The sequence below is a fragment of the Streptomyces sp. NPDC096013 genome, from assembly GCF_044763565.1.
GTDB lineage: Bacteria > Actinomycetota > Actinomycetes > Streptomycetales > Streptomycetaceae > Streptomyces.
Genome location: NZ_JBIWGK010000009.1, coordinates 52,041 through 72,358, shown reverse-complemented (window position 1 = coordinate 72,358; position 20,318 = coordinate 52,041). Strand labels below are relative to the sequence as shown.

At 70.4% G+C, this 20,318-nt stretch carries 23 protein-coding genes; 11 read left to right on the top strand and 12 right to left on the bottom strand.

Translation table 11 applies throughout. The annotated features are described in order from the left end of the window. Positions 1-82: 82 nt before the first annotated feature. Positions 83-988 carry a pyridoxal-phosphate dependent enzyme gene (locus tag ACIRB1_RS28130; protein ID WP_352180669.1) on the bottom strand — a complete coding sequence of 302 codons (906 nt, stop codon included), beginning with the start codon at positions 986-988 and terminating at the stop codon, positions 83-85. 39 nt (positions 989-1,027) lie between these two features. Beyond that, a complete protein-coding gene (locus tag ACIRB1_RS28125) occupies positions 1,028-1,618 on the bottom strand; it encodes an N-acetylmuramoyl-L-alanine amidase (RefSeq protein ID WP_403467431.1) in 591 nt (196 codons plus the stop codon). Between the two features lie 299 nt (positions 1,619-1,917). Between ACIRB1_RS28125 and ACIRB1_RS28120 the strand changes: the two genes are divergently transcribed. The 4 genes from ACIRB1_RS28120 (at position 1,918) to ACIRB1_RS28105 (ending at position 5,786) form a co-directional block, all read left to right on the top strand. Further along, positions 1,918-3,324 carry a family 2B encapsulin nanocompartment shell protein gene (locus tag ACIRB1_RS28120; protein WP_352180667.1) on the top strand — a complete coding sequence of 469 codons (1,407 nt, stop codon included), beginning with the start codon at positions 1,918-1,920 and terminating at the stop codon, positions 3,322-3,324. Positions 3,325-3,437: 113 nt separating this feature from the next. Further along, positions 3,438-4,538, top strand: coding sequence for a family 2 encapsulin nanocompartment cargo protein polyprenyl transferase (locus ACIRB1_RS28115; protein ID WP_403467587.1), 1,101 nt, complete (start codon positions 3,438-3,440; stop codon positions 4,536-4,538). Positions 4,539-4,835: 297 nt separating this feature from the next. Then, on the top strand, positions 4,836-5,432 hold the full coding sequence (locus ACIRB1_RS28110) for a GNAT family N-acetyltransferase (protein WP_403467430.1): 597 nt from the start codon (positions 4,836-4,838) through the stop codon (positions 5,430-5,432). A 9-nt stretch (positions 5,433-5,441) separates the two neighbouring features. Continuing rightward, the gene (locus ACIRB1_RS28105) at positions 5,442-5,786 is read left to right on the top strand and encodes a DUF952 domain-containing protein (RefSeq protein ID WP_403467429.1); all 345 of its coding nucleotides are present in this window, start codon (positions 5,442-5,444) and stop codon (positions 5,784-5,786) included. A gap of 10 nt (positions 5,787-5,796) precedes the next feature. Here ACIRB1_RS28105 and ACIRB1_RS28100 read toward each other — a convergent pair whose 3' ends face one another. The 4 genes from ACIRB1_RS28100 to sodN all read right to left on the bottom strand — a co-directional run bounded on the left by ACIRB1_RS28100 (position 5,797) and on the right by sodN (position 7,982). Next, on the bottom strand, positions 5,797-6,546 hold the full coding sequence (locus ACIRB1_RS28100; RefSeq protein WP_403467428.1) for a VOC family protein: 750 nt from the start codon (positions 6,544-6,546) through the stop codon (positions 5,797-5,799). A 55-nt stretch (positions 6,547-6,601) separates the two neighbouring features. Next, positions 6,602-7,018 carry a VOC family protein gene (locus ACIRB1_RS28095; RefSeq protein ID WP_352180662.1) on the bottom strand — a complete coding sequence of 139 codons (417 nt, stop codon included), beginning with the start codon at positions 7,016-7,018 and terminating at the stop codon, positions 6,602-6,604. Between the two features lie 10 nt (positions 7,019-7,028). Then, on the bottom strand, positions 7,029-7,439 hold the full coding sequence (locus ACIRB1_RS28090) for a helix-turn-helix transcriptional regulator (RefSeq protein WP_033282098.1): 411 nt from the start codon (positions 7,437-7,439) through the stop codon (positions 7,029-7,031). 147 nt (positions 7,440-7,586) lie between these two features. Further along, positions 7,587-7,982: a superoxide dismutase, Ni gene (gene sodN, locus ACIRB1_RS28085; protein ID WP_019058247.1), complete on the bottom strand. Its 396-nt coding sequence runs from the start codon at positions 7,980-7,982 to the stop codon at positions 7,587-7,589. Positions 7,983-8,127: 145 nt separating this feature from the next. Between sodN and sodX the strand changes: the two genes are divergently transcribed. Next, a complete protein-coding gene (sodX, locus tag ACIRB1_RS28080) occupies positions 8,128-8,562 on the top strand; it encodes a nickel-type superoxide dismutase maturation protease (RefSeq protein WP_352180943.1) in 435 nt (144 codons plus the stop codon). On the opposite strand, the gene ACIRB1_RS28075 is transcribed toward sodX, so the two are convergent. Further along, positions 8,466-9,095 carry a CGNR zinc finger domain-containing protein gene (locus ACIRB1_RS28075; RefSeq protein WP_352180661.1) on the bottom strand — a complete coding sequence of 210 codons (630 nt, stop codon included), beginning with the start codon at positions 9,093-9,095 and terminating at the stop codon, positions 8,466-8,468. The two genes, sodX and ACIRB1_RS28075, sit on opposite strands and share 97 nt — an antisense overlap. 100 nt (positions 9,096-9,195) lie before the next feature. Between ACIRB1_RS28075 and ACIRB1_RS28070 the strand changes: the two genes are divergently transcribed. Beyond that, a complete protein-coding gene (locus ACIRB1_RS28070) occupies positions 9,196-9,954 on the top strand; it encodes a class I SAM-dependent methyltransferase (RefSeq protein ID WP_403467427.1) in 759 nt (252 codons plus the stop codon). Positions 9,955-10,249: 295 nt separating this feature from the next. On the opposite strand, the gene ACIRB1_RS28065 is transcribed toward ACIRB1_RS28070, so the two are convergent. From ACIRB1_RS28065 to ACIRB1_RS28055, 3 genes are read right to left on the bottom strand one after another with little or no spacing between them, the layout of a single operon-like run. After that, the gene (locus tag ACIRB1_RS28065) at positions 10,250-11,050 is read right to left on the bottom strand and encodes an amino acid ABC transporter ATP-binding protein (RefSeq protein ID WP_403467426.1); all 801 of its coding nucleotides are present in this window, start codon (positions 11,048-11,050) and stop codon (positions 10,250-10,252) included. Further along, positions 11,047-11,982 carry an amino acid ABC transporter permease gene (locus ACIRB1_RS28060; RefSeq protein ID WP_352180658.1) on the bottom strand — a complete coding sequence of 312 codons (936 nt, stop codon included), beginning with the start codon at positions 11,980-11,982 and terminating at the stop codon, positions 11,047-11,049. Before ACIRB1_RS28060 ends, ACIRB1_RS28065 begins: the two co-directional genes overlap by 4 nt. A 28-nt stretch (positions 11,983-12,010) precedes the next feature. Then, positions 12,011-12,973 carry an ABC transporter substrate-binding protein gene (locus ACIRB1_RS28055; protein ID WP_403467425.1) on the bottom strand — a complete coding sequence of 321 codons (963 nt, stop codon included), beginning with the start codon at positions 12,971-12,973 and terminating at the stop codon, positions 12,011-12,013. A 499-nt stretch (positions 12,974-13,472) separates the two neighbouring features. Here ACIRB1_RS28055 and ACIRB1_RS28050 point away from each other — a divergent pair, with 499 nt between their 5' ends. From ACIRB1_RS28050 to ACIRB1_RS28035, 4 genes are all read left to right on the top strand, one after another. Further along, positions 13,473-14,696: an NADP-dependent malic enzyme gene (locus tag ACIRB1_RS28050; protein WP_352180656.1), complete on the top strand. Its 1,224-nt coding sequence runs from the start codon at positions 13,473-13,475 to the stop codon at positions 14,694-14,696. Positions 14,697-14,993: 297 nt separating this feature from the next. Continuing rightward, positions 14,994-15,959, top strand: coding sequence for a zinc-binding dehydrogenase (locus ACIRB1_RS28045; RefSeq protein ID WP_352180655.1), 966 nt, complete (start codon positions 14,994-14,996; stop codon positions 15,957-15,959). Between the two features lie 201 nt (positions 15,960-16,160). After that, a complete protein-coding gene (locus tag ACIRB1_RS28040; RefSeq protein ID WP_033282107.1) occupies positions 16,161-16,370 on the top strand; it encodes a helix-turn-helix domain-containing protein in 210 nt (69 codons plus the stop codon). Next, positions 16,370-16,942: a Clp protease N-terminal domain-containing protein gene (locus ACIRB1_RS28035; RefSeq protein WP_352180654.1), complete on the top strand. Its 573-nt coding sequence runs from the start codon at positions 16,370-16,372 to the stop codon at positions 16,940-16,942. Before ACIRB1_RS28040 ends, ACIRB1_RS28035 begins: the two co-directional genes overlap by 1 nt. 107 nt (positions 16,943-17,049) lie before the next feature. Here the strand turns inward: ACIRB1_RS28035 and ACIRB1_RS28030 are convergent, their stop codons facing one another. Then, positions 17,050-18,165: a helix-turn-helix transcriptional regulator gene (locus tag ACIRB1_RS28030; protein ID WP_403467424.1), complete on the bottom strand. Its 1,116-nt coding sequence runs from the start codon at positions 18,163-18,165 to the stop codon at positions 17,050-17,052. 1 nt (position 18,166) lies between these two features. Next, the gene (locus tag ACIRB1_RS28025) at positions 18,167-19,276 is read right to left on the bottom strand and encodes a DUF4097 family beta strand repeat-containing protein (RefSeq protein WP_403467586.1); all 1,110 of its coding nucleotides are present in this window, start codon (positions 19,274-19,276) and stop codon (positions 18,167-18,169) included. Between the two features lie 185 nt (positions 19,277-19,461). Here ACIRB1_RS28025 and ACIRB1_RS28020 point away from each other — a divergent pair, with 185 nt between their 5' ends. Beyond that, a complete protein-coding gene (locus ACIRB1_RS28020) occupies positions 19,462-20,307 on the top strand; it encodes a hypothetical protein (RefSeq protein ID WP_403467423.1) in 846 nt (281 codons plus the stop codon). The last annotated feature ends 11 nt before the right edge of the window (positions 20,308-20,318 follow it).

The following is a 20,318-nucleotide window of genomic DNA, read 5'->3' as shown; positions in this document are numbered from 1 at the left end:
CGATCCCTGCGGCACCTGGACCGCCCGACGGCTTCCACGGCACCTGGAGCACCAAGCGGCTTCCACGGCACCGGAAGCGGCCCTACGGGAACGGTCGCCCGGTGATCACCGCGGCGACCGTGCTCCCGCGCGGGAACGCTCCTTCGTCGGCCAGGGCGACCAGTCCGTAGAGCAACTTGGCGACATAGAGACGCTCCACGGGCAGCCCGTGCCGCTGCTCGAAGTCCCCGGCGAAGGCGTCGAGTTCGGCGGGCACGCGCGCGTAGCCCCCGAAGTGGAACCGGTCGTCGAGCGACCAGGTGCCCCGCCGGCCGCCGAAGGCGCGCTCCTGCAACTCCTCCGTGTCGGCGCTCAGGAAGCCGCCCTTGAGGACCGGTATCCCCAAGGCGCGCTGGTCAGGGCCGAGTCCGGCGGCCAGCCCGGCCAGCGTGCCGCCGGTCCCGCAGGCGAGCGCGACGACATCGACGTCGGCACGCGCGCGGAGTTCCGCACCCAGGGCCCGGCAGCCGCGTACGGCAAGGGAGTTGCTGCCGCCCTCCGGGACGACGTACGCGTCCTCCGCGCCGGCCGCACGCAGGACCGCGGCCAGCGTCTCCGGTCCGGTCTTGCGCCGGTACGTCGATCTGTCGACGAAGTGGAGGCGCATCCCGTCGGCCGCGCACCGGGCCAGGGAGGGATTGAGCGGGCGGCCGGACAGCTCCTGCCCGCGGACCACGCCCACCGTGTGCAGCCCCAGGAGCCGGCCCGCGGCGGCGGTGGCGCGCAGGTGGTTGGAGTAGGCGCCGCCGAACGTGACGACCGTCCGTCCGGCCGCCGCCGTGAGGTTCGGCGCGAGCTTGCGCCACTTGTTGCCGATCAGGTCCGGGTGGATCAGATCGTCCCGCTTGAGCAGCAGCCGGATGCCGTGCCGCCCGAAGCGCCCGTCCGCGACCTCTTCCACCGGCGAGGGGATCCGGGGCCGCAGGGCGGCGGGGTCGGGGCTGGTCACGGCACCATTGTCACCCGGAACGGCCGGATCGCCCGGCGGTCACTTCAGGCGGTCGTGGACCCGGTCGCGCAGCCAGTTCATCGTGAACCCGCGCGGGTCCACCTTCCCGGGCTGCCACTCCAGATGCCCGATCACCGACCGCTCCGACCAGCCGTGGTGGCGGCAGATCGCCGCGCAGACCTTCTCGATCGTCTCCAACTGGGCGTCGGGCCACGGGTCGTGGCCGTCGCCGAGGTTCTCGCACTCGAAGCCGTAGAAATGGCGGTTGCCGTCCGTGTTGGCCTCGTTGTCGTGCGGGAGCGCCTTCTCGGCGATCACCGCGCGCAGGACGTCGTCGTCGCCGAGGCCCGCGTGGTTGGCGCGGCCGTAGCCGACGAGGTGGAGGCGGCCGTCCTTGGTGATGACGCCGTGGCAGAGCGGGCCGGGGAGGTCGGGGCGGCCCTCGCGGCACAGCTCGACCGTGGCCGCGCTGCCCTTGGTGACCGTGTGGTGGATCATCACGCCGTGGATGGGCCCCCACGGGCCCTTGTGGTTGCGGTTGTGGGTCTGCCAGTCGCCGACTTCGAGGACCGGGACGCCCTCCGCCTTCAGGCAGGACAGGAATCCGCCCGCGGACATGGGTGAGGCCATGATCGCCTCCTTCGTGCTGTGCGACGGCCGCCGTTCGCGGTCGCCTGTTGTCAGTGCTTGTACTGACAACAGGCCACTTGGACCTACTTGTTCGTACGGCGTGCGAGCCGATCCGGACACCCCCGGCACCAGTGGCCACTCGAACGACATTCGACGTGAACGGCCTCCGTGCCCACCCCATGAAGATCCATTCCCGCTCTTTCGGGTAATACCATCAGCACGCTCCGTGAGGAAGGCTGGTGCGCGAGCACGATGCCGGGCGCACAGGCGCCGGGCATGAATGGGGAGGGCATTTCTCTATGTCGGTAGGCGAAGAGGTCCGCGCGGAGCAGAACAAGCCGCAGCAGAGTCTCGGTACGGCGGCGGCGCGGAACCTGGCCACGACCACGAAGTCCGCACCGCAGATGCAGGAGATCAGCTCACGCTGGCTGCTGCGCGCACTGCCGTGGGTGAACGTGCAGGGTGGCACATACCGGGTGAACCGACGGCTGAGCTATTCCGTGGGCGACGGCCGGGTGACATTCGTGAAGACCGGCGACCGCGTCGAGGTCATCCCCGCGGAACTGGGCGAACTGCCCGCACTGCGGGACTACGAGGACGAGGAGGTGCTCTCGGAGCTGGCCACCCGCTGCCGGCAGCGCGAGTACGCCCCGGGAGAGGCGATCGCGTCGTTCGGCAGCCAGGCCGACGAGGTGTACCTGCTGGCGCACGGCAGGGTGGAGAAGATCGGCACCGGCCCGTACGGCGACGACACGGTCCTCGGAGTCCTCGCCGACGGCGCCTACTTCGGCGACCAGGCACTCCTCGACCCGGAGGCCATCTGGGAGTACACGGCCCGCGCCGACACCGCGTGCACGGTGCTGATCCTGGCCCGCGGGGACGTCGAGCAGGTCGCGGAGCGCTCCGAGACCCTGCGCGACCACCTCACACAGCTGCGGACGATCCCCGAGCAGCGCACCAACAAGTACGGCGAGAAGGCCATCGACCTCGCCGCGGGCCACTCCGGCGAGCCGGACATCCCGCACACCTTCGTCGACTACGACGCCAGGCCGCGCGAGTACGAACTGAGCGTCGCCCAGACCGTCCTGCGCATCCACTCGCGCGTGGCCGACCTCTACAACCAGCCGATGAACCAGACGGAGCAGCAACTCCGGCTCACCGTCGAGGCGTTGAAGGAGCGCCAGGAGCACGAGCTGATCAACAACCGCGAGTTCGGCCTGCTCAACAACTGCGAGTACGACCAGCGCCTCCAGCCCCACGACGGCGTGCCCAGCCCGGACGACATGGACGAGCTGCTCAGCAGGCGCCGCGGCACCAAGCTGTTCCTCGCCCACCCGCGCGCGATCTCCGCGTTCGGCCGCGAGCTGAACAAGCGCGGACTGGTCCCCGAGTCCATCGACGTCGGCGGCAACCGCATCCCGACCTGGCGCGGTGTGCCGATCTACCCGTGCAACAAGATCCCGGTCAGCGACCGCAGGACCACCTCGATCATCGCCATGCGTACCGGCGAGAACGACCAGGGCGTCATCGGCCTCCAGCAGGCCGGCATCCCGGACGAGATCGAGCCGAGCCTGTCGGTGCGCTTCATGGGCATCAACGAACAGGCGGTCATCAACTACCTCGTGACGGCCTACTACTCGGCGGCCGTCCTCGTGCCGGACGCCCTCGGCGTCCTGGAGAACGTCGAGATCGGCCGCTGGCGGTGACGTTTCAGCAGGTGGACGCGGTGTCCCCGCCCGGCAGGGCGGGTACATCCCGGTCGTACGCGGCCGGTCGCGGCGCGGCCGTCACCGTGCGCGGACTCTCCGAGGGGGACCCGATGGCCGAGCTGAGGGGGGACCCCGCGGCCGAGCCCGGGACGGAGCCGAGACAGCGGGCCGCCGGCGCGCAGCCGCCCGACGGGCACGAGGCGGCGGTGATCCTGGAGGGGGCCAGGAAATCCGTCGACCCCGCACTGCGCGCGGCGATCGACTCGCTGCCCGGGTCGATGCGCCGGATCGCGCTCTACCACCTCGGGTGGGAGCACGCGGACGGCACCCCGGCGGCGGGCAACGCGGGCAAGGCGATCCGCCCCGCCCTCGTCCTGGCCGCCGCCACCGCGCTCGGCGGCGAGCGGGCCCGGGCGGGCGCGCTCAGGGCCGCCGCGGCGGTCGAACTGGTCCACAACTTCACGTTGCTGCACGACGACGTGATGGACCGGGACACCACCCGCAGACACCGGCCCACCACATGGAGCGTGTTCGGCGACGCCGACGCGATCCTCGCCGGGGACGCCCTCCAGGCGCTGGCCCTGCGGCTGCTCGCCATGGACCCGCACCCGGCGGCCCAGGCCGCCGCGGCCCGGCTCGCGGACTGTGTCGTCGACCTGTGCGAGGGCCAGCACGCGGACACCGCCATGGAGAAGCGGGCTCCCGCCGAGGTCACCCTCGACGAGGTGCTCGTCATGGCCGAGGCGAAGACCGGAGCGCTCCTCGGCTGCGCCTGCGCGGTGGGCGCGCTGTACGCGGGGGCGTCCGCCGAGGACGTCGAGGCGCTCGACGCGTTCGGCCGCCAGGCCGGGCTCGCCTTCCAGCTGATCGACGACGTCATCGGGATATGGGGCGACCCCGGCCGCACCGGGAAACCGGCCGGCGCCGACCTCGCCGTACGCAAGAAGTCCCTGCCCGTGGTCGCCGCCCTCACCTCGGGCACCCCGGAGGCCGCGGAACTGGCTGAGCTGTACGGACTGCCGTACGAGGAGGGGGAGTTGGAGCGCACCGCGCTCGCCGTCGAGCGGGCGGGCGGCCGGGACTGGGCGCAAGCCCAGGCGGCCGACCGGATGGCGCGGGCCGTGCAGGAGCTGGCCCGGGCGATCCCGGACCCGCAGGACGCGGGCGGTCTGCTCGCGCTGGCCGAGTTCGTGACCCGGCGCAGCAGTTGATGACTCCGGAGCCTGCCGGAACCGCGCGGACCTGACCCCGCACGGACCCCGAAGGCCCCGGACCAGCGGGTCCCGCGCATCCCCACGGTGCGCGGGGCCCGCCCCTCTTTTTGGAGGCTCGGTTCGCCTCCGGGGCGCCGGAGTCGGTGTCGGGGGACCGACCGTGCTCGACCCTTCGGGCCTCCGCGCGCTCGGTCCCCCGACACCGACGCGCCCCTTCGGCTCACTCGCCCCGTAGGGCACCGTTAGGCTCAACAGCCGTCCGGGTGGCGGTGGTTGAGAAGTGAGGGGTGGGGCATGGGTGTCGCGATACGGGTGGCGGGCCAGGGGGACCGGGAGCTGGTCGTCCGGCTGCTGGACGAGGCCTTCCAGGACGATCCGGTCAGCGGCTGGGTCTTTCCCGACGCCGAGTACCGCCGTACGACCCACCACCGGCTGATGGCCGCCTTCGCCGACGCGGTGTTCGCCGACGGCCGGATCGACCTCACCGAGGACGGCGCGGCCTGCGCGCTGTGGCTGTCGGTACCGGGTGAGGCGCATCCGGCGGACGGCACCGACGAGGCCGTGGAGCTGAGGGAGTCGGTCGATCCCGACAACGCGCGGGTCGAGACGATCGCCCGGCTCATGGCGGAGTCCCATCCCGCCGGGCGGGCCCACGAGTACCTGTGGATGATCGCCGTCGCCCCCGGCCGGCAGGGCGAGGGACTCGGCGCCGCGCTCGTCCGGCACGTCCTGGACCGCTGCGACCGCGAGAGCCTGCCCGCGTACCTGGAGGCGAGCAGCGAACGCAGCGCCACGCTGTACGAGCGCCTCGGCTTCACCTTCGCCGACCGCACCCTCGACCTCCCGGACGGCCCGCGCATGTACCCGATGTGGCGCGAGCCGAGGCCGTAACGTGGGCGTATGCCCGAACACGAACCCAGCGCCCCCGTCCTGCACATCACCGAGCGCGCCCTCTGGGACGCGGCCCGCGAGCGCGGGAGCTACACGTGGTCGACGCGCGGCCGCACCCTCCAGGAGGAGGGCTTCATCCACTGCTCGACCCGTGACCAACTCCCGCGCGTGGCAGCCTTTTTGTACGGTTCCTATGACGGCCCGGACGAATTGGTGGTCTTGGTCGTGGACCCGGCACGGCTCGACGCACCGCTGAAGTACGAGGCACCGGAGCCGGGCGGGGAGGAGTTCCCGCATGTGTACGGGGCGATTCCGGTGGGTGCGGTGGTGGACGTGGAGGTGTGGACGGGCTGAGCCCGTTGATTCAGGACCGGTCGGGGAGCCCGCCGGTCTCCGGGTCGCGGCCGGTCAGGCAGTAGGTGCCGCCCGCCGGGTCCCGCATCACGGTCCAGTGCCTGCCGTGGGAGACGACGGTCGCGCCGAGGCGCTCGTGCACGACGGCGGCGGTGTCGATGTCCGCGCAGGCCAGGTCGAGATGGGCGGAGGCGGGGCGGTCCTCGCCGAGACGCTGGAGCAGGATACGGATCGGCAGGCCGGTCGGGGGCCTGAGGACGTGGAACTCGGGGAGCGAGCCCGACAGCGAGGCCCAGTCGGGCAACAGGGCGGCCCAGAAGGCGAGTTCGGCGTCCCAGGAGCCGGGTCCGATGTCGAGGGAGACCTGGTCGAGGCGGGTGCCGGCCACGACGGGCGGCCGTAGGGACTCGCCGTGCCAGGGGACCGCGCAGAACAACTGCCCCGCGGGGGACCGGAGTACGGCCCAGCCGTCGTGTTCGGCGACCGTGTCCGCGCCCAGTCGCAGCGCGGACTCCACGAACGCCGGCACGTCCTCGACGGAGAAGTCGAGATGAGCGCCGCCCGGTCCGTCCTCGACGCCCTGCATTTTCACGCAGGCGTCGGCGCCGCGGGCCAGCAGGGTGACGAACTCGCCCTGGTCACCCCGGCGTTCGGACAGCTCGGTGTCCGTGACCGCCGTCCAGAAGTCGTGGGCGGGGCCGAGGCGGCCGAGCGGGCGGTCGACGAAGGCGTGGGTCCAGCGGACGGTCGTAGCGCTCATGGCGTGATCGTAGGCGCCGGACGGGGAGCCGCCCGGGGGATTTTCGACCCCGCCCTCAGTCCTCGCTCCGCTGCATGAACCGCAGCATGTTCCCGGCCGGGTCGCGGAAGGCGCAGTCGCGGACGCCGTAGGGCTGGTCCGTCGGTTCCTGGACGACCTCGGCGCCGGACTCCTGGACGCGGGCGTAGAGGGCGTCGCAGTCGGTGGTGGTGAAGTTGACCCCGCGCAGGGTGCCCTTGGCGAGGAGTTCGGCCATGGCCTGCTTGTCGGCGGGGGAGGCGTCCGGGTTCGCGGCCGGCGGCTCCAGGACGATCTCCACGTCCGGCTGGAGCGGCGACCCCACGGTCACCCACCGCATGCCCTCGAAACCGACGTCGTTACGGATTTCCAGCTCCAGGACGTCGCAGTAGAAGGCGAGCGCCTTGTCGTGGTCGTCGACGGCGATGAAGCACTGGCGGAGTTTGAGATCCATGCAGCACAGGCTAGGGCTGGAGGGGCGGTCCCGCCCGGTTCGGCCGGGTAAAAGTGCGGGCCACACAGGACGGGATCACCGCGCCCGCCTCGTGCGAACGGGCGCGGTAGGCGCTGGGCGTCTCACCCACCAGCTCGGTGAACCGCGAGCTGAACGACCCGAGGGACGTACAGCCGACGGCCATGCACACCTCGGTCACACTGAGGTCCCCGCGCCGCAGCAGCGCCTTCGCCCGCTCTATCCGCCGGGTCATGAGATAGCTGTACGGCGTCTCCCCGTACGCGGCGCGGAAACTGCGCTGGAAGTGGCCCGGCGACATCAGCGCGGTGCGGGCGATCGAGGCCATGTCGAGCGGCTCCGCGTACTCGCGGTTCATCCGGTCCCGGGCCTGGCGCAGCCGTACGAGGTCGTCGCGGTTCACGTCGTCCAGAATGGCACGGGGGCCGGTCGTGCCGGGGCGGCAACGGGGAAGGGGCCCCGCCGGCGAACCGGCGGGGCCCCTTCCCCAGACCCGCTGACCGTCGATGGTGCACCGATCGCCGGTCGGACGGACTGGGCCGACTGGGTGTCAGGCCTTCTTGGTCTCCCAGAAGATCTTGTCGATCTGGGCGATGTAGTCGAGCGCCTTCTGGCCCGTCGCCGGGTCGGTGGACGCCTTGGCGGCCGAGAGGGCCTTCAGGGTGTCGTTGACCAGCTGGTGCAGCTCCGGGTACTTCTCGAAGTGCGGGGGCTTGAAGTAGTCGCTCCAGAGCACCGAGACGTGGTGCTTCGCGAGCTCGGCGCGCTGCTCCTTGATGACGATGGCGCGCGCCTGGAAGTGCGGGTCGTCGTTGGCGGCCATCTTGTCCTGCACGGCCTTCACCGACTCCGCCTCGATGCGGGCCTGGGCCGGGTCGTACACACCGCAGGGCAGGTCGCAGTGCGCGCTGACCTTCACCTTGGGGGCAAACAGGCGGGAAAGCATGGAGCGTTCCTTCCTCGTGATCGTCTTCTCAGGTGGGACATTACTCCCTGGAGAAGCTCTTTTCGCGAGTGCCCCCATGGGCTTAGGACAAAAGTCCAGGGTCAGACTCAGACTGGTGGAGGATAGGACCGGGGAGGTGCCGGGGATGCCGGAGCTGTCGCAGGAGACCGAGCGCGGAAGGGCCGTACTGCCCTTCGGGACGGCCGAGGTGACCGGCCCGTCCATGGTGCCGACGCTGTGTCACGGGGATCTGCTCGTGGTGCAGTACGGGGCGCGGATCAGGCCCGGCGACATCGTCGTGCTGCGGCATCCGTTCCAGCAGGACCTGCTGGTCGTCAAGCGTGCCGCGGAGCGGCGCGAGGGCGGGTGGTGGGTGCTCGGGGACAACGCGTTCGCGGGCGGGGACAGCACGGACTACGGCACCGTGCCCGAGGACCTGGTGCTGGGGAAGGTGCGGTTCCGGTACCGGCCGCCGAAGGCCGGTCAGCGTTCGCCGGTCGCGATGGTCCGCTGGGCGCTCTCCGCCGCGAGGCCCGTCTTCTCCGACCGGTCGGCCTCCAGGCGCTTCCGGGCGCGGTAGGCGGCGACGTTGGCGCGGGTCGCGCAGCGGTCCGAGCAGTAGCGCCGGGAGCGGTTCGTCGAGGTGTCCAGGTAGGCGTTGCGGCACGGCGCGGCCTCGCACAGGCCGAGGCGGTCGACGCCGTACTCGGTGAGGTGGAAGGCCAGGCCCATCGCCGCGATCGCCGCGTAGCCGGCCGTGGCGTTCGACGGGTGGTCCGCGAGGTGCATGTGCCACAGCGGGCGGCCGTCGTCGTCGCGGAAGTTGTGCCCGGAGATCTGCGGGCTGACCGGGAACTCCAGCAGCAGCGAGTTCAGCAGGTTCACGGAGAGGGTCTCGTCGCCGCCGTCGGCCGCCTCGAAGACCGCCCGCAGCCGCCCGCGCACCGAACGGAAGCGGGTCACGTCGGCCTCGGTGGCACGGCGGGCCGCCTCCTGGTTGGTGCCGAACAGATCCCGTACCGCCTCGACCGAGGTCAGGACGTCCTTGCCCCGGACCGGTTCCTCGGTGTTGACGAGGCGCACGGCGTAGTCCGAGTAATAGGCCAGTTCCACTTGTAATCCTTACGGAGGCGCTCTATGGTCGGGGACGCGGTCGGGTAACAGCTGATCGTGCTTCCAGGGTATTACGACAGCGAGTGGACAGGGGGTCCTCATGACGACCGGTGTCGGAACCGACTGGCAGGCCTGGCAGGAGAGCTGGGACCGGCAGCAGGAGTGGTACATGCCCGACCGGGAGGACCGCTTCCGGATCATGCTCGACATGGTCGAGGCCCTCACCGGCCCCGCACCGCGCGTCCTCGACCTCGCCTGCGGCACCGGCAGCATCACCGCCCGGCTGCTCGCCCGCTTCCCGGACGCCACCAGCACCGGGGTCGACCTCGACCCGGCCCTCCTCGCCATCGCCGAGGGCACCTTCGCGGACGACGACCGGGTCACCTTCGTCACGGCCGACCTCAAGGACCCGGAGTGGACGACACGGCTGCCGTACGACACGTACGACGCCGTGCTGACCGCCACGGCCCTCCACTGGCTGCACAGCGAACCCCTCGCGGCCCTCTACGGTCAGGTCGCGGGGCTCGTCCGCGACGGCGGTGTCTTCATGAACGCGGACCACATGATCGACGAGTCGACGCCCAGGATCAACGCGGCGGAGCGGGCACGCCGGCACGCCCAGATGGATCAGGCCAAGCGGGACGGCGCCGTCGACTGGGCCGACTGGTGGCAACTCGCCGCCCAGGACCCGGTCCTCGCCGGACCCACGGCCCGCCGCTTCGAGATCTACGGCGAGCACGCGGACGGCGACACGCCGTCCCCGGAGTGGCACGCGCGCGTCCTGCGCGAGAAGGGGTTCGGGGAGGCCCGGGCGGTGTGGTGCTCGCCGTCGGACACGGTGTTGCTCGCCCTGAAGTAGGAGTTGGGATCTCGGCACAACCGAAATACCCATCCGTGCCCCGCAGTTACTCCGGCGAATTGCTCGCTTCTTCGTTTGGGTGATGATCGGATGCCCGTTCCAAGTCCACGGGGGGCTCGGAACGGGGGGAAACGTCCCACAGCGCGGCGAGCAGGACATGCGCGGCGGACCAGGGGCACCAGGTGTGTGTGCCTGCCCAGGGCTGGACGACGTACCCGCACTGAACAATGTGCGGATGAAAAGGGCCGGCGAGGAAGGGAATCCCCTCCTCGCCGGCCCTTTTCCGTACGGCGATTCAGAGCACCTTGGACAGGAACGACCTGGTCCGCTCGTGCTGCGGGTTCGTCAGGACCTCGCGCGGATGGCCGGCCTCGACCACCACGCCGTCGTCCATGAAGACCAGCGAGTCGCCCACCTCGCGCGCGAACCCCATCTCGTGGGTGACGACGATCATCGTCATGCCGTCCGCCGCCAGGTCCCGCATGACGTCGAGCACCTCACCGACCAACTCCGGGTCGAGCGCCGAGGTCGGCTCGTCGAAGAGCATCAGCTTGGGCTGCATCGCCAGCGCCCGGGCGATCGCCACCCGCTGCTGCTGGCCGCCGGACAGCTGAGCCGGGTACGCGTTCCCCTTCTCGGCGAGGCCGACGCGGTCCAGCAGCTGCCGTGCCCGGTCCCGTGCCACGGCCTTGCTCTCGCGCTTGACCTGGACCGGCGCCTCCATGACGTTCTCCAGCGCCGTCATGTGCGGGAAGAGGTTGAAGCGCTGGAACACCATGCCGATGTCCCGTCGCTGCGCCGCGACCTCCCTCTCCTTGAGCTCGTACAGCTTGTCGCCGCTCTGCCGGTAGCCGACCAGCCGCCCGTCGACGTACAGCCGACCGGCGCTGATCTTCTCCAGGTGGTTGATGCAGCGCAGGAAGGTGGACTTGCCGGAACCGGACGGGCCGATCAGGCAGAACACCTCACGGGGGTTCACCTCAAGGTCGATGCCCTTGAGGATGTGCGCGAGCCCGAACGACTTGTGCACACCCTCGGCCCTGACCATCGGCCGGCCGTCGGTGGCCTGGGCGATGTCCTTGGACAGCTTGGTCATCGGGCCACCTCCGGGCGGCGGAACGAGCCGAACATGCGGAGGTATTTCCTCATCCGTTGCAGCGGGGTCGGCGGCAGGTTGCGCGACGAGCCGCGGGCGTAACGGCGCTCGATGTAGTACTGGACGATGCTGAAGACCGTGGTCAGGAACAGGTACCAGATGCAGGCCACGAAGTACATCTCGACCACCGCCAGCGAGGTGCTGGAGATGTCGGTGGCCTTCTTGATCAGCTCTGGGAGCTGGACGGCGTAGGCCAGCGACGAGGTCTTGAGCATGTTGATGAACTCGTTGCCGGTCGGCGGGATGATGACCCGCATCGCCTGCGGGAGGACCACTCGGCGCAGCGTCCTGCCCTGGGTCATGCCCAGGGCGTGGGACGCCTCCGTCTGGCCCTCGTCGACCGACTGGATACCGGCCCGGACGATCTCCGACATGTACGCGGCCTCGTTCAGGCCGAGTCCGAGCAGCGCCGTCAGGACCGGCGTCATCACCTGGTTCATCTCGTTCTTGTAGAACCCCAGGTTCAGGATGGGGAACACGAGGGAGATGTTGTACCAGAGCAGTAGCTGCACCAGGACCGGGGTGCCGCGGAAGAACCAGATGTAGACCCAGGCCACGGTGCTGGTGACCGGGTTCGACGACAGTCGCATCACGGCGAGGATCACGCCGAGTACGACACCCAGGATCATCGCGAGCACGGAGATGTACAGCGTGGTCCAGGCCCCGGCCACGATGCCCGGGTCGAAGAGATAGTCGGGGATCACGCCGTAGTTGATCTTCGCGTTGGAGAACGCGATCCCGATCAGCACCAGCAGGCCGATGACCACGAGCCCGGCCACCCAGCGGCCGTAGTGGCGGACCGGGATGGCCTTGATCTGCTCCGGCGGCACGGAGGGTGCCGGCGGTGGAGCCTGGTCGACAGTGTCAGTCACGGTGACTGCCTTTCAGCGTCTCGCGCGATCACGAGCCGCCGTTGATCTTGGCCTCGGTCACCGCGCCGTCCGTGACGTTCCACTTCTGAAGGATCTTGGAGTACTCGCCGTTCTTCATGATCGCGGAGAGGGCGGCCTGGAGGGCGTCGCGCAGCTGGGTGTTCTGCTTGCCGACGGCGATACCGTACGGACCCGCCTCGATCTGGTCGCCTACGACCTCGAAGTCCTTGCCGCCGCTGGAGGTCTTCGCGTTGTACGCCGCCACCGGGAAGTCGTTCAGGTCGGCGACGGAGGCACCCTGCTTCAGCCGGAGCAGCGCCTCGGGGTCGGTGTCGAAGGTCTGGAGATTGATGGCCTTCTTGCCGTCGGTCGTACATTTCTTGCTCTGCGCCTTGGCGATGCCCTCGGACGTGGTGCCCTTCTGTAGGGCCACCACCTTGCCGCACAGGTCGTCGAGCGACTTGATGCCCTTCGGGTTGCCCTTCTGGACCAGGATCGACGTGCCGGCGGTGAAGTAGTCGACGAAGTCGACGCCGTCGCCGACCTTCTTGCCGGTGTCCGAGTCCACGCCCTGCTGGCGGGCCTTGGTGTCGTTCATGGCCGACATGAGCACCTGGAAGCGCTTGGCCTGGAGCCCCACGATCAAGTTGTCGAACTTGCCGTTCTGGAACTGGAACTTCACGCCGAGCTGCTTGCCGAGGGCGTCCGCGATGTCCGGGTCGATGCCGACGGCCTTGCCGCTCTGCATGTACTCGACCGGCGGGTACGCGATGTCGGAGCCCACCTCGATGACGCCCGCCTTGCGGATGTCGGCGGGAAGCTTGGAGGCGAGCGGTGCCGAGGACGTGGAGGTGCTCGAGTCGCTGCTGCTGCTGTTGTCCGTGTGGTCACCGCAGCCGGTGAGCACCAGGGCGCCGGCGACCGCGATCGCACCGACCGCGGCCAGCCGGGTGTGCGGGGCGGTCGTACGACGGGTGAATCTTGCGGTCATGGTGAGTTCCTCCGGCAGGTGGACGGCAATGCCGACGGGTCGACGTAAACACACACCTTCGAGTGTCGCGACCTCGTGTGATTAGGGCATCTTGCCATTCGGACTGAACCATTCAGGGGACTCTCCATGTCAAAATCGGATAACGGGTGACCCCCGAATCCCACCAGGTCGGTACATCAGGACGGCCCCCGCACGGACCATCTACGGGAATCACGCCTTCCGGCCGCAAGACCTTCGGTATGTCTCACGATGTGATCGATCATCGTTCCGCCCTCGGCGTACGGGATGTGACCTTGCGCCTATTGGACTCGTCCTCGGCGGTGTCCGTCCGGTAAGAAGGGTCTTTACACCCCTCATCCGGGGCTCAGGGCGCGTGTGCGGCGCGCCCGTCGCGCAGGTGCTCGTACGCATCAATTCCTGAGCCCTGCGCGGTGCCCGCCCACCCCTCACCAGGGAGTGGCCACCCTCAAATCAATGAAGACTTAAGGGGTAAGACAAAGTGGCAGCGGAGATCGTCAATCCTCGCAGCGACAGCAGTACGGATCAGGACGGCGGGGCCGAGCCCCTCGATTCCTTCGATCCGGCGTTCGCGCTGCACCGCGGCGGCAAGATGGCCGTGCAGGCCACCGTGCCGATCCGCGACAAGGACGACCTGTCCCTCGCGTACACACCCGGCGTCGCGCGCGTGTGCACCGCGATCGCGGAGCAGCCGGAACTCGTCCACGACTACACCTGGAAGTCGTCCGTGGTCGCCGTCGTGACGGACGGTACGGCCGTGCTCGGACTCGGTGACATCGGTCCCGAGGCCTCCCTCCCGGTCATGGAGGGCAAGGCCATCCTGTTCAAGCAGTTCGGCGGCGTGGACGCGGTGCCGATCGCGCTGGACTGCACCGGCGTCGACGAGATCATCGAGACCGTCGTGCGGCTCGCCCCCTCCTTCGGAGGCGTCAACCTGGAGGACATCTCGGCGCCGCGCTGCTTCGAGATCGAGCGTCGGCTCCAGGAGCGGCTGGACATTCCGGTCTTCCACGACGACCAGCACGGTACGGCGATCGTGACGCTGGCGGCCCTGCGGAACGCCGCGCGGCTGACCGGGCGGGGGCTGGGCGACCTTCGGGCCGTCATCTCCGGTGCGGGCGCGGCCGGCGTGGCCATCGCCAAGTTCCTGCTGGAGGCGGGGCTCGGTGACGTCGCCGTCGCCGACCGCAAGGGAATCGTCTCGCGGGACCGGGACGACCTCACGCCCGTCAAGCGCGAACTCGCCGAACTCACCAACAAGGCGGGGATCTCGGGGTCGTTGGAGGCGGCGCTGGAAGGTGCCGACGTCTTCATCGGGGTTTCCGGCGGTACGGTGCCGGAGCCTGCCGTGGCCTCCATGGCCGAGGGGGCGTTCGTCTTCGCGATGGCCAATCCCCATCCCGAGGTGCACCCGGATGTGGCGCACAAGTACGCGGCGGTTGTCGCCACCGGGCGGTCCGATTTCCCGAACCAGATCAACAACGTGCTGGCGTTCCCGGGGATCTTCGCGGGGGCGTTGCAGGTGCGGGCGTCCCGGATCACGGAGGGGATGAAGATCGCGGCGGCCGAGGCGTTGGCCGGGGTGGTCGGGGATGACCTTGCCGCCGACTACGTGATTCCGTCGCCGTTCGACGAGCGGGTGGCGCCTGCGGTGACGGCGGCGGTGGCTGCTGCGGCGCGGGCGGAAGGGGTTGCTCGCCGGTAGGTTGGAGGGTCCCGTCCGTTTGGGCGGGGCCCTTTTTCCCACCCGCCCGCCCGTGCGGGGCGTTGGGGGGTGGGCGTTTGCCGTGTGTGGTTCGGGTGTGTCGGCGTCTGCGGGCCAAAACCTTTCCCACCCGCCCGCCCGTGCGGGGCGTTGAGGGGTGGATGTTGCCCGTGGGACGCGGGGTCGGTCGGCGGCTGCGGGTTGTCGGCTCGAACTCCCCACAACCGATGGCAAGAGGGCATCTGTCACACCGTGCGGTAGTTCCCTGGCCAACCGGCGGAGCCTATCGTCAAGGTCATGTTCGCTGTCTACGCCGCCCGAATCGACCGCGACCACCCGCTTTCCGGCCTTGAGTTGGGGGAGCGTCCCGCCCCCGAGGCCCGGCCGGGCTGGAGTGTCGTCGACGTCAGGGCCGCTTCCCTCAACCACCATGACCTGTGGTCCCTGCGCGGCGTGGGCCTCGCGGAGGACAAGCTGCCGATGATCCTCGGCTGCGACGCCGCCGGGATCGATGAGGACGGCAACGAGGTCGTCCTGCACTCCGTCATCGGCCAGACCGGGCACGGCGTCGGCCCCAAGGAACGGCGTTCCATGCTCACCGAGCACTACCAGGGCGCCTTCGCCGAGCAGGTCGCCGTGCCGACCTGGAACATCCTGCCGAAGCCCAAGGAACTGTCCTTCGCCGAAGCCGCCTGTCTGCCCACCGCCTGGCTGACCGCGTACCGCATGCTCTTCACCAACTCCGGTGTACGGCCCGGGGATTCGGTCCTCGTGCAGGGTGCCGGCGGGGGTGTCGCCACCGCCGCGATCGTCCTTGCCAAGGCGGCGGGACTGCGCGTCTTCGCGACCAGCCGGGACGAGGCCAAGCGGAAGCGGGCGCTGGAGCTGGGCGCCGTGGAGGTGGTGGAGCCGGGGGCGCGGCTGCCGCAGCGCGTGGATGCCGTCATCGAGACCGTCGGCGCGGCCACCTGGTCCCACTCGGTCAAGTCCCTCAAGCCCGGGGGGACGATCGTCATCTCCGGGGCCACGAGTGGTGACCGGCCCTCGCATGCCGAGCTGACCCGTATTTTCTTCCTCGAACTCAAGGTCGTCGGGTCGACCATGGGCACCAAGGACGAGCTGGAGGACCTGCTCGCCTTCTGCGCCACGACCGGTGTCCGTCCCGTCATCGACGAGGTGCTTCCGATGGACCGGGCCCGCGAGGGCTTCGAACGGCTCGACGCCGGTGGGCAGTTCGGCAAGATCGTGCTCACGAACGGCTAGAGCCCCCCTCGCGATTCCTTCTCCGTACCTGACTTCTCCTGCACGTGTCTTCTCCTGTACGTGACTTCTCCCCGCACGTGACTTCTCTCTGTGCGTGGCCTCGCGCGGCCGGTCCGGTTCTCCGGGCCGGCCGTTGGCGTGTACCGACACCTGTCGTCAACTTTGGTTGACATGCGAGGCGTGTCAACGTAGGTTGACATCATGACCGAAGCAACGGATCTCGCCGAGCGCGCGGGTGACCGTGATCCACGGATCGGCCTCCGTGCCGTCTCCGCGCTGCGCAGGCTGGTGGAGCAGTTGGAGGCGGTGCAGGTGCGCAGTGCGCGCAACCAGGGCTGGTCGTGGCAGGAGATCGCCGCGGAACTCGGTGTCAGCAGGCAGGCCGTGCACAAGAAGTACGGGAGGCAGTGATGTTCGAACGGTTCACGAAGGACGCCCGCGCCGTGGTGCAGGGCGCGGTGGAGCACCGTGAGCGGTCAGGGGCCCGCTCCGTCGACCCCGACCATCTGCTCCTGGCACTCCTCGACCGCCAGGGCAGCCGGGCCTCCTTCGCCCTGACCGCCCTCGGCCTCGCTCCCGAGGAACGCAAGGAGTCCGTACGGCAGGCTCTCGTCGACGCCCGCCGACGCGCCGGGCTCTCGCAGGCCGAGGCCGACGCTCTCGCGGGGCTCGGTATCGACGTCTCGGAGATCGTCGCCCGGGTCGAGGAGGTGCACGGCGTCGGGGCGATGTCCGGTGATCGCAAGGACAAGGAGCCGTGGTCGGGCCGCCGCACCTTCAGCCGCGGCGCCAAGAACGTCCTGGAGAAGTCCCTGCGCATCGCCGTGGCCCACCACGACCGCCATATCGGCGACGAACACCTCCTCCTCGCCCTGACCATCCTCCCCGGAGTGCCGGGTGAGGTGCTCGCCGATCACGGGGTGACCCATGAGACGGCGACACGGGTTCTGTACGGGGGAGGGGAGGAGCGGGCCGCAGGGTGAGGGAAGGGTGGGGGAGAGCGCGACGAGTCGGTGTGCCCGGGCCTGGCTCCCGAGCACACCCGTCACCCACCCCGCTCGCGATGCCCCCCTCTCGATCCACCCCCTGCTCAGCTCTTCCGCTCACGGCCCCGCAGCACCGCCCCGATGTGCGCCGCCGCCGCGGACAAGTGACGTCGCGTGTCCCGGAGTTGGTCCTCCGTGACACCCCGGTCGCGGGCCGCGTCGCGGATGTCGTCCCGGAAGCGGTCCAGGAGCCGGTCCAGGTCGCGGGCCGGGTCGCCGGTGGAGTCCTCGTGGGCCCACGCCGGTTCGTACTCGGCGGGGAAGTCCTCCGGGGTCTGGCCGTACTCGGGTGTCGGCCCGGCCGACGGTGTCCCCGGAGCCGAACCCGACTTGCCGGCGCCTGCCCCCGCACCTGTCCCCGCGCCTGCCCCCGGTCGCCCGAACCCGAAGTCCTTGCCGAACTCCTTGCCGAAGTCGCCGAACTCCTTGGCCAGTTCGCTCAGACTCTCGCGGACCCCCGTGGGCCAGTCGCCCCGGGCGAAGTGGTCCTGGGCGTGCTCCTGGACCTGGCGGCCGATGCGCTGCATCTCCTCCTGGGCCTGTGCCCACGCCCGCGTCTGCGCCTCCTTGGCCTGACGGCGGGCCTGCTGGGCCTCCTCGCGGGCCCGGCGGCTCTCGTCCTTGGCGCGGCGCGCCTGTTCCTTCCACTCCTGCTTGGCGCGGCGCATCTCCTCCTTGGCGGCGCGCCACGACTCCTTGTCACCGAAGTCCGTGAAGTCACCGGCGGGTGAGTCGTGTTCGCCCGTCCGGCCGCGCCCGGTCCTGGCACCCTGTCGGGCCTCGGAGGCCGCCGCGCGCATCTCGCGGCGCAGGTCGCCCGCCGCTCCCCGGACGTCGGCCCGGATCTCGGCGGCCAGTTCGGCGACCGACTCGCGGATCTCCAGCTCCAGGTCGGCCAACTCGCCGCTGCGGTCGGCCAGTTCGGCGCGGCCTGCGTCCGTGATGGAGTACACCTTGCGGCCGCCCTCGGTGGTGTGGGTGACCAGGCCCTCGGCCTCCAGCTTGGCCAGGCGCGGGTAGACCGTGCCCGCCGACGGTGCGTACAGCCCCTGGAAACGCTCCTCCAGGAGGCGGATGACCTCGTAGCCGTGGCGGGGGGCCTCGTCCAGCAGCTTCAGCAGGTACAGGCGGAGGCGGCCGTGGGCGAAGACGGGAGGCATGTCAGAGCACCTTCTTGTCGGTCGTGCCGTCGGCCGTGTCGGTGCCGGAAGCACCGCCCGAGCCGGAAACGGAATTGTCCCCCGAGTCGCCCTGAACCCCGTCCACAGGGGCGTGTGCGGTGTCGTCCGCGGCATCCGGAGCCGGTGTCGGCGCGGGTGCCGGTGCGGGTGCGCCGGGCGGGTCCTCCGACGTGTCCGGCGCCTTGGTCATGTCGGGACGCGGCGTCCTGTCGGCCGGCGTCGCCGTGGCGGCGGCCCTCACGTCACCGTCCCCAGCCCTGCCCCATGCTCCGTCACCCTCGTCCTCCGTCGCCGGTCGCCGCAGCAGGGCGATCGAGCCGGAGACCGTCGTGGCGCGGAGCTTTCCGGTGCCCGCGCCCAGGCGGCCGGTGATCTTGTGGGCGCCCCACTGGCCGTGCACCCGCAGCCCTTCGAAGGCGTTGGAGATCGAACCGCTCGCCGTGTTGGCCTCGACGTCCGCGTCCGCCGGGTGCGGCAGGCGGATGGCGATCTCGCCCGAGACGTTCGTGAGCCGGACGTCGGTCGGGCCGTCCGGGTCGAGGTCCACGATCATCGAGCCGCTCACGGACTCGGCGCGCACGGAGGACCCCGAGCCCTCGACGACGGTGAGGTCGCCGGATACGGAGTTGAAGCGGAGGTCGCCGGTGACCGCCTGGGCCTCCAGGTTTCCGGAGACCGTGTCGGCGCGGACCGGGCCGGAGAGGCTGACGAGGGTCGTGTCGCCGGTGACCCCGCGCACCACCGAGGGCCCGCTGATCCCGGAGACCACGGCAGCCGCGCCGACCACCCCGACCTCGACCCGGGTGCTCGCGGGCACGGCCAGGGAGACCACCGCGCTGCGCCGCCAGCCCTTGCGGTCGAGCCACTTGAGGAAGCCCTTCCAGGGCAGGTCCTCGTACGCCACCGTCAGCGTGCCGTCCGACTGGGTCACGATGAGGGGCGGCCCGTCGATCTCGGAGATTTCGAGACGGGCGGAACCCTCGTCGGTCCCCACGACGTTCACCGTTCCGTTGACGATGCGCACGTGGAGATCGCTCACGGGCTCGTCGAACGTGAGCTTCTTGGGCTCTGCGACGGACCACTCGGACATGATGCAGACCTCCTCGGCCGAACCGGACAGAAGGTGACGCGCCATATCGCGTCTCCTGAGAAACACGATATATCGTGGATGTCGAAAGTCAAGACACCCGTTCCGGTGATCGGCGGGCGGTCGGTGATTGGTCACCCAAAGATCAATAGGCGGCAACAGTGGACGAATTGACCTAGCGTGTGAGCATGTCGACGGAGAATTCCCAGGCCAGGCCGCAGGCCGGTGCCGCGCCGGGCGCGCTGCTGCTCTGCCGCGCCGACCCCGAATCCGTCGCGCAGGCGGCCCATCCGCTCCGCGAACGCATGCTGCTGACCCGTGCGGGCGACGACTGGAGCGTGCTCGTCCCCGAGGGCAAGCCCTGGCTGCACGGCGGGGAACCGGTCGACCGCGTGCTCACCGGCTGGGCCACCGCGCTCGCCGTCGGCGCCCCCTGGCCCGTCCTCGCCCTGTGGTGGGACGCAGACCGCGCGGGCTACACCCTGGCCTCGGGCTTCCGCCGCCCGGTCGGCTACATCTGGCTCACCGACGGCACCCCGGCCGGCGAGGACGAGGCGATGCGCACCTTCGCCGCCCGCCTCGGCCTGGACCCCGTCCTGGACGTGCAGTCCCTGGACCAGCTGACGAAACCGGACCCGGAGGCCGACTCCCGCGCCCGCCTCCGGGGCCTCCTCGCGGTCCTTACGCGCGCGGGAGTGGCCCTCCCCGCCGGGCTTTCCCCGGGCGAGCCCGCCGACCGCCTCCGGGAGACCGCCCTTGACCGGCCCGACGCCCGGCAGGTCGAGTGGGCGGGCTGGCGGGAAGCGGTCCGCGCGGAACTCGACGCCGTCGACAGCAGCCGCCTCGGCCCCTGGATGCCCTGGTCCGGCACCCCCAGGGCGCGCGCCGTCGCCCTGACCCAGATCGCGGCGGGCCTCCCGCTGACGGCCTGGGGCCTACGACGCCGTAGCGGAGGCTGGTCCGTCGCGGGGGCGCTGCTTCTGGTCCATGGGGCGCTCGGCCTCGCCTACGACCTCGCCCGCCCGCGCGACTGACGCGGGCGGGC

Coding starts and splice junctions, on each gene's coding strand:
- ACIRB1_RS28065 (WP_403467426.1), bottom strand. CDS start 11,050: ATGACCAAGCTGTCCAAGGACATCGCCCAGGCCACCGACGGCCGGCCG.
- ACIRB1_RS28040 (WP_033282107.1), top strand. CDS start 16,161: ATGACCGAAGCAACGGATCTCGCCGAGCGCGCGGGTGACCGTGATCCA.
- sodN (WP_019058247.1), bottom strand. CDS start 7,982: ATGCTTTCCCGCCTGTTTGCCCCCAAGGTGAAGGTCAGCGCGCACTGC.
- ACIRB1_RS28035 (WP_352180654.1), top strand. CDS start 16,370: ATGTTCGAACGGTTCACGAAGGACGCCCGCGCCGTGGTGCAGGGCGCG.
- ACIRB1_RS28120 (WP_352180667.1), top strand. CDS start 1,918: ATGTCGGTAGGCGAAGAGGTCCGCGCGGAGCAGAACAAGCCGCAGCAG.
- ACIRB1_RS28110 (WP_403467430.1), top strand. CDS start 4,836: ATGGGTGTCGCGATACGGGTGGCGGGCCAGGGGGACCGGGAGCTGGTC.
- ACIRB1_RS28020 (WP_403467423.1), top strand. CDS start 19,462: ATGTCGACGGAGAATTCCCAGGCCAGGCCGCAGGCCGGTGCCGCGCCG.
- ACIRB1_RS28115 (WP_403467587.1), top strand. CDS start 3,438: ATGGCCGAGCTGAGGGGGGACCCCGCGGCCGAGCCCGGGACGGAGCCG.
- ACIRB1_RS28095 (WP_352180662.1), bottom strand. CDS start 7,018: ATGGATCTCAAACTCCGCCAGTGCTTCATCGCCGTCGACGACCACGAC.
- sodX (WP_352180943.1), top strand. CDS start 8,128: ATGCCGGAGCTGTCGCAGGAGACCGAGCGCGGAAGGGCCGTACTGCCC.
- ACIRB1_RS28105 (WP_403467429.1), top strand. CDS start 5,442: ATGCCCGAACACGAACCCAGCGCCCCCGTCCTGCACATCACCGAGCGC.
- ACIRB1_RS28100 (WP_403467428.1), bottom strand. CDS start 6,546: ATGAGCGCTACGACCGTCCGCTGGACCCACGCCTTCGTCGACCGCCCG.
- ACIRB1_RS28125 (WP_403467431.1), bottom strand. CDS start 1,618: ATGGCCTCACCCATGTCCGCGGGCGGATTCCTGTCCTGCCTGAAGGCG.
- ACIRB1_RS28070 (WP_403467427.1), top strand. CDS start 9,196: ATGACGACCGGTGTCGGAACCGACTGGCAGGCCTGGCAGGAGAGCTGG.
- ACIRB1_RS28045 (WP_352180655.1), top strand. CDS start 14,994: ATGTTCGCTGTCTACGCCGCCCGAATCGACCGCGACCACCCGCTTTCC.
- ACIRB1_RS28030 (WP_403467424.1), bottom strand. CDS start 18,165: ATGCCTCCCGTCTTCGCCCACGGCCGCCTCCGCCTGTACCTGCTGAAG.
- ACIRB1_RS28055 (WP_403467425.1), bottom strand. CDS start 12,973: ATGACCGCAAGATTCACCCGTCGTACGACCGCCCCGCACACCCGGCTG.
- ACIRB1_RS28025 (WP_403467586.1), bottom strand. CDS start 19,276: ATGTCCGAGTGGTCCGTCGCAGAGCCCAAGAAGCTCACGTTCGACGAG.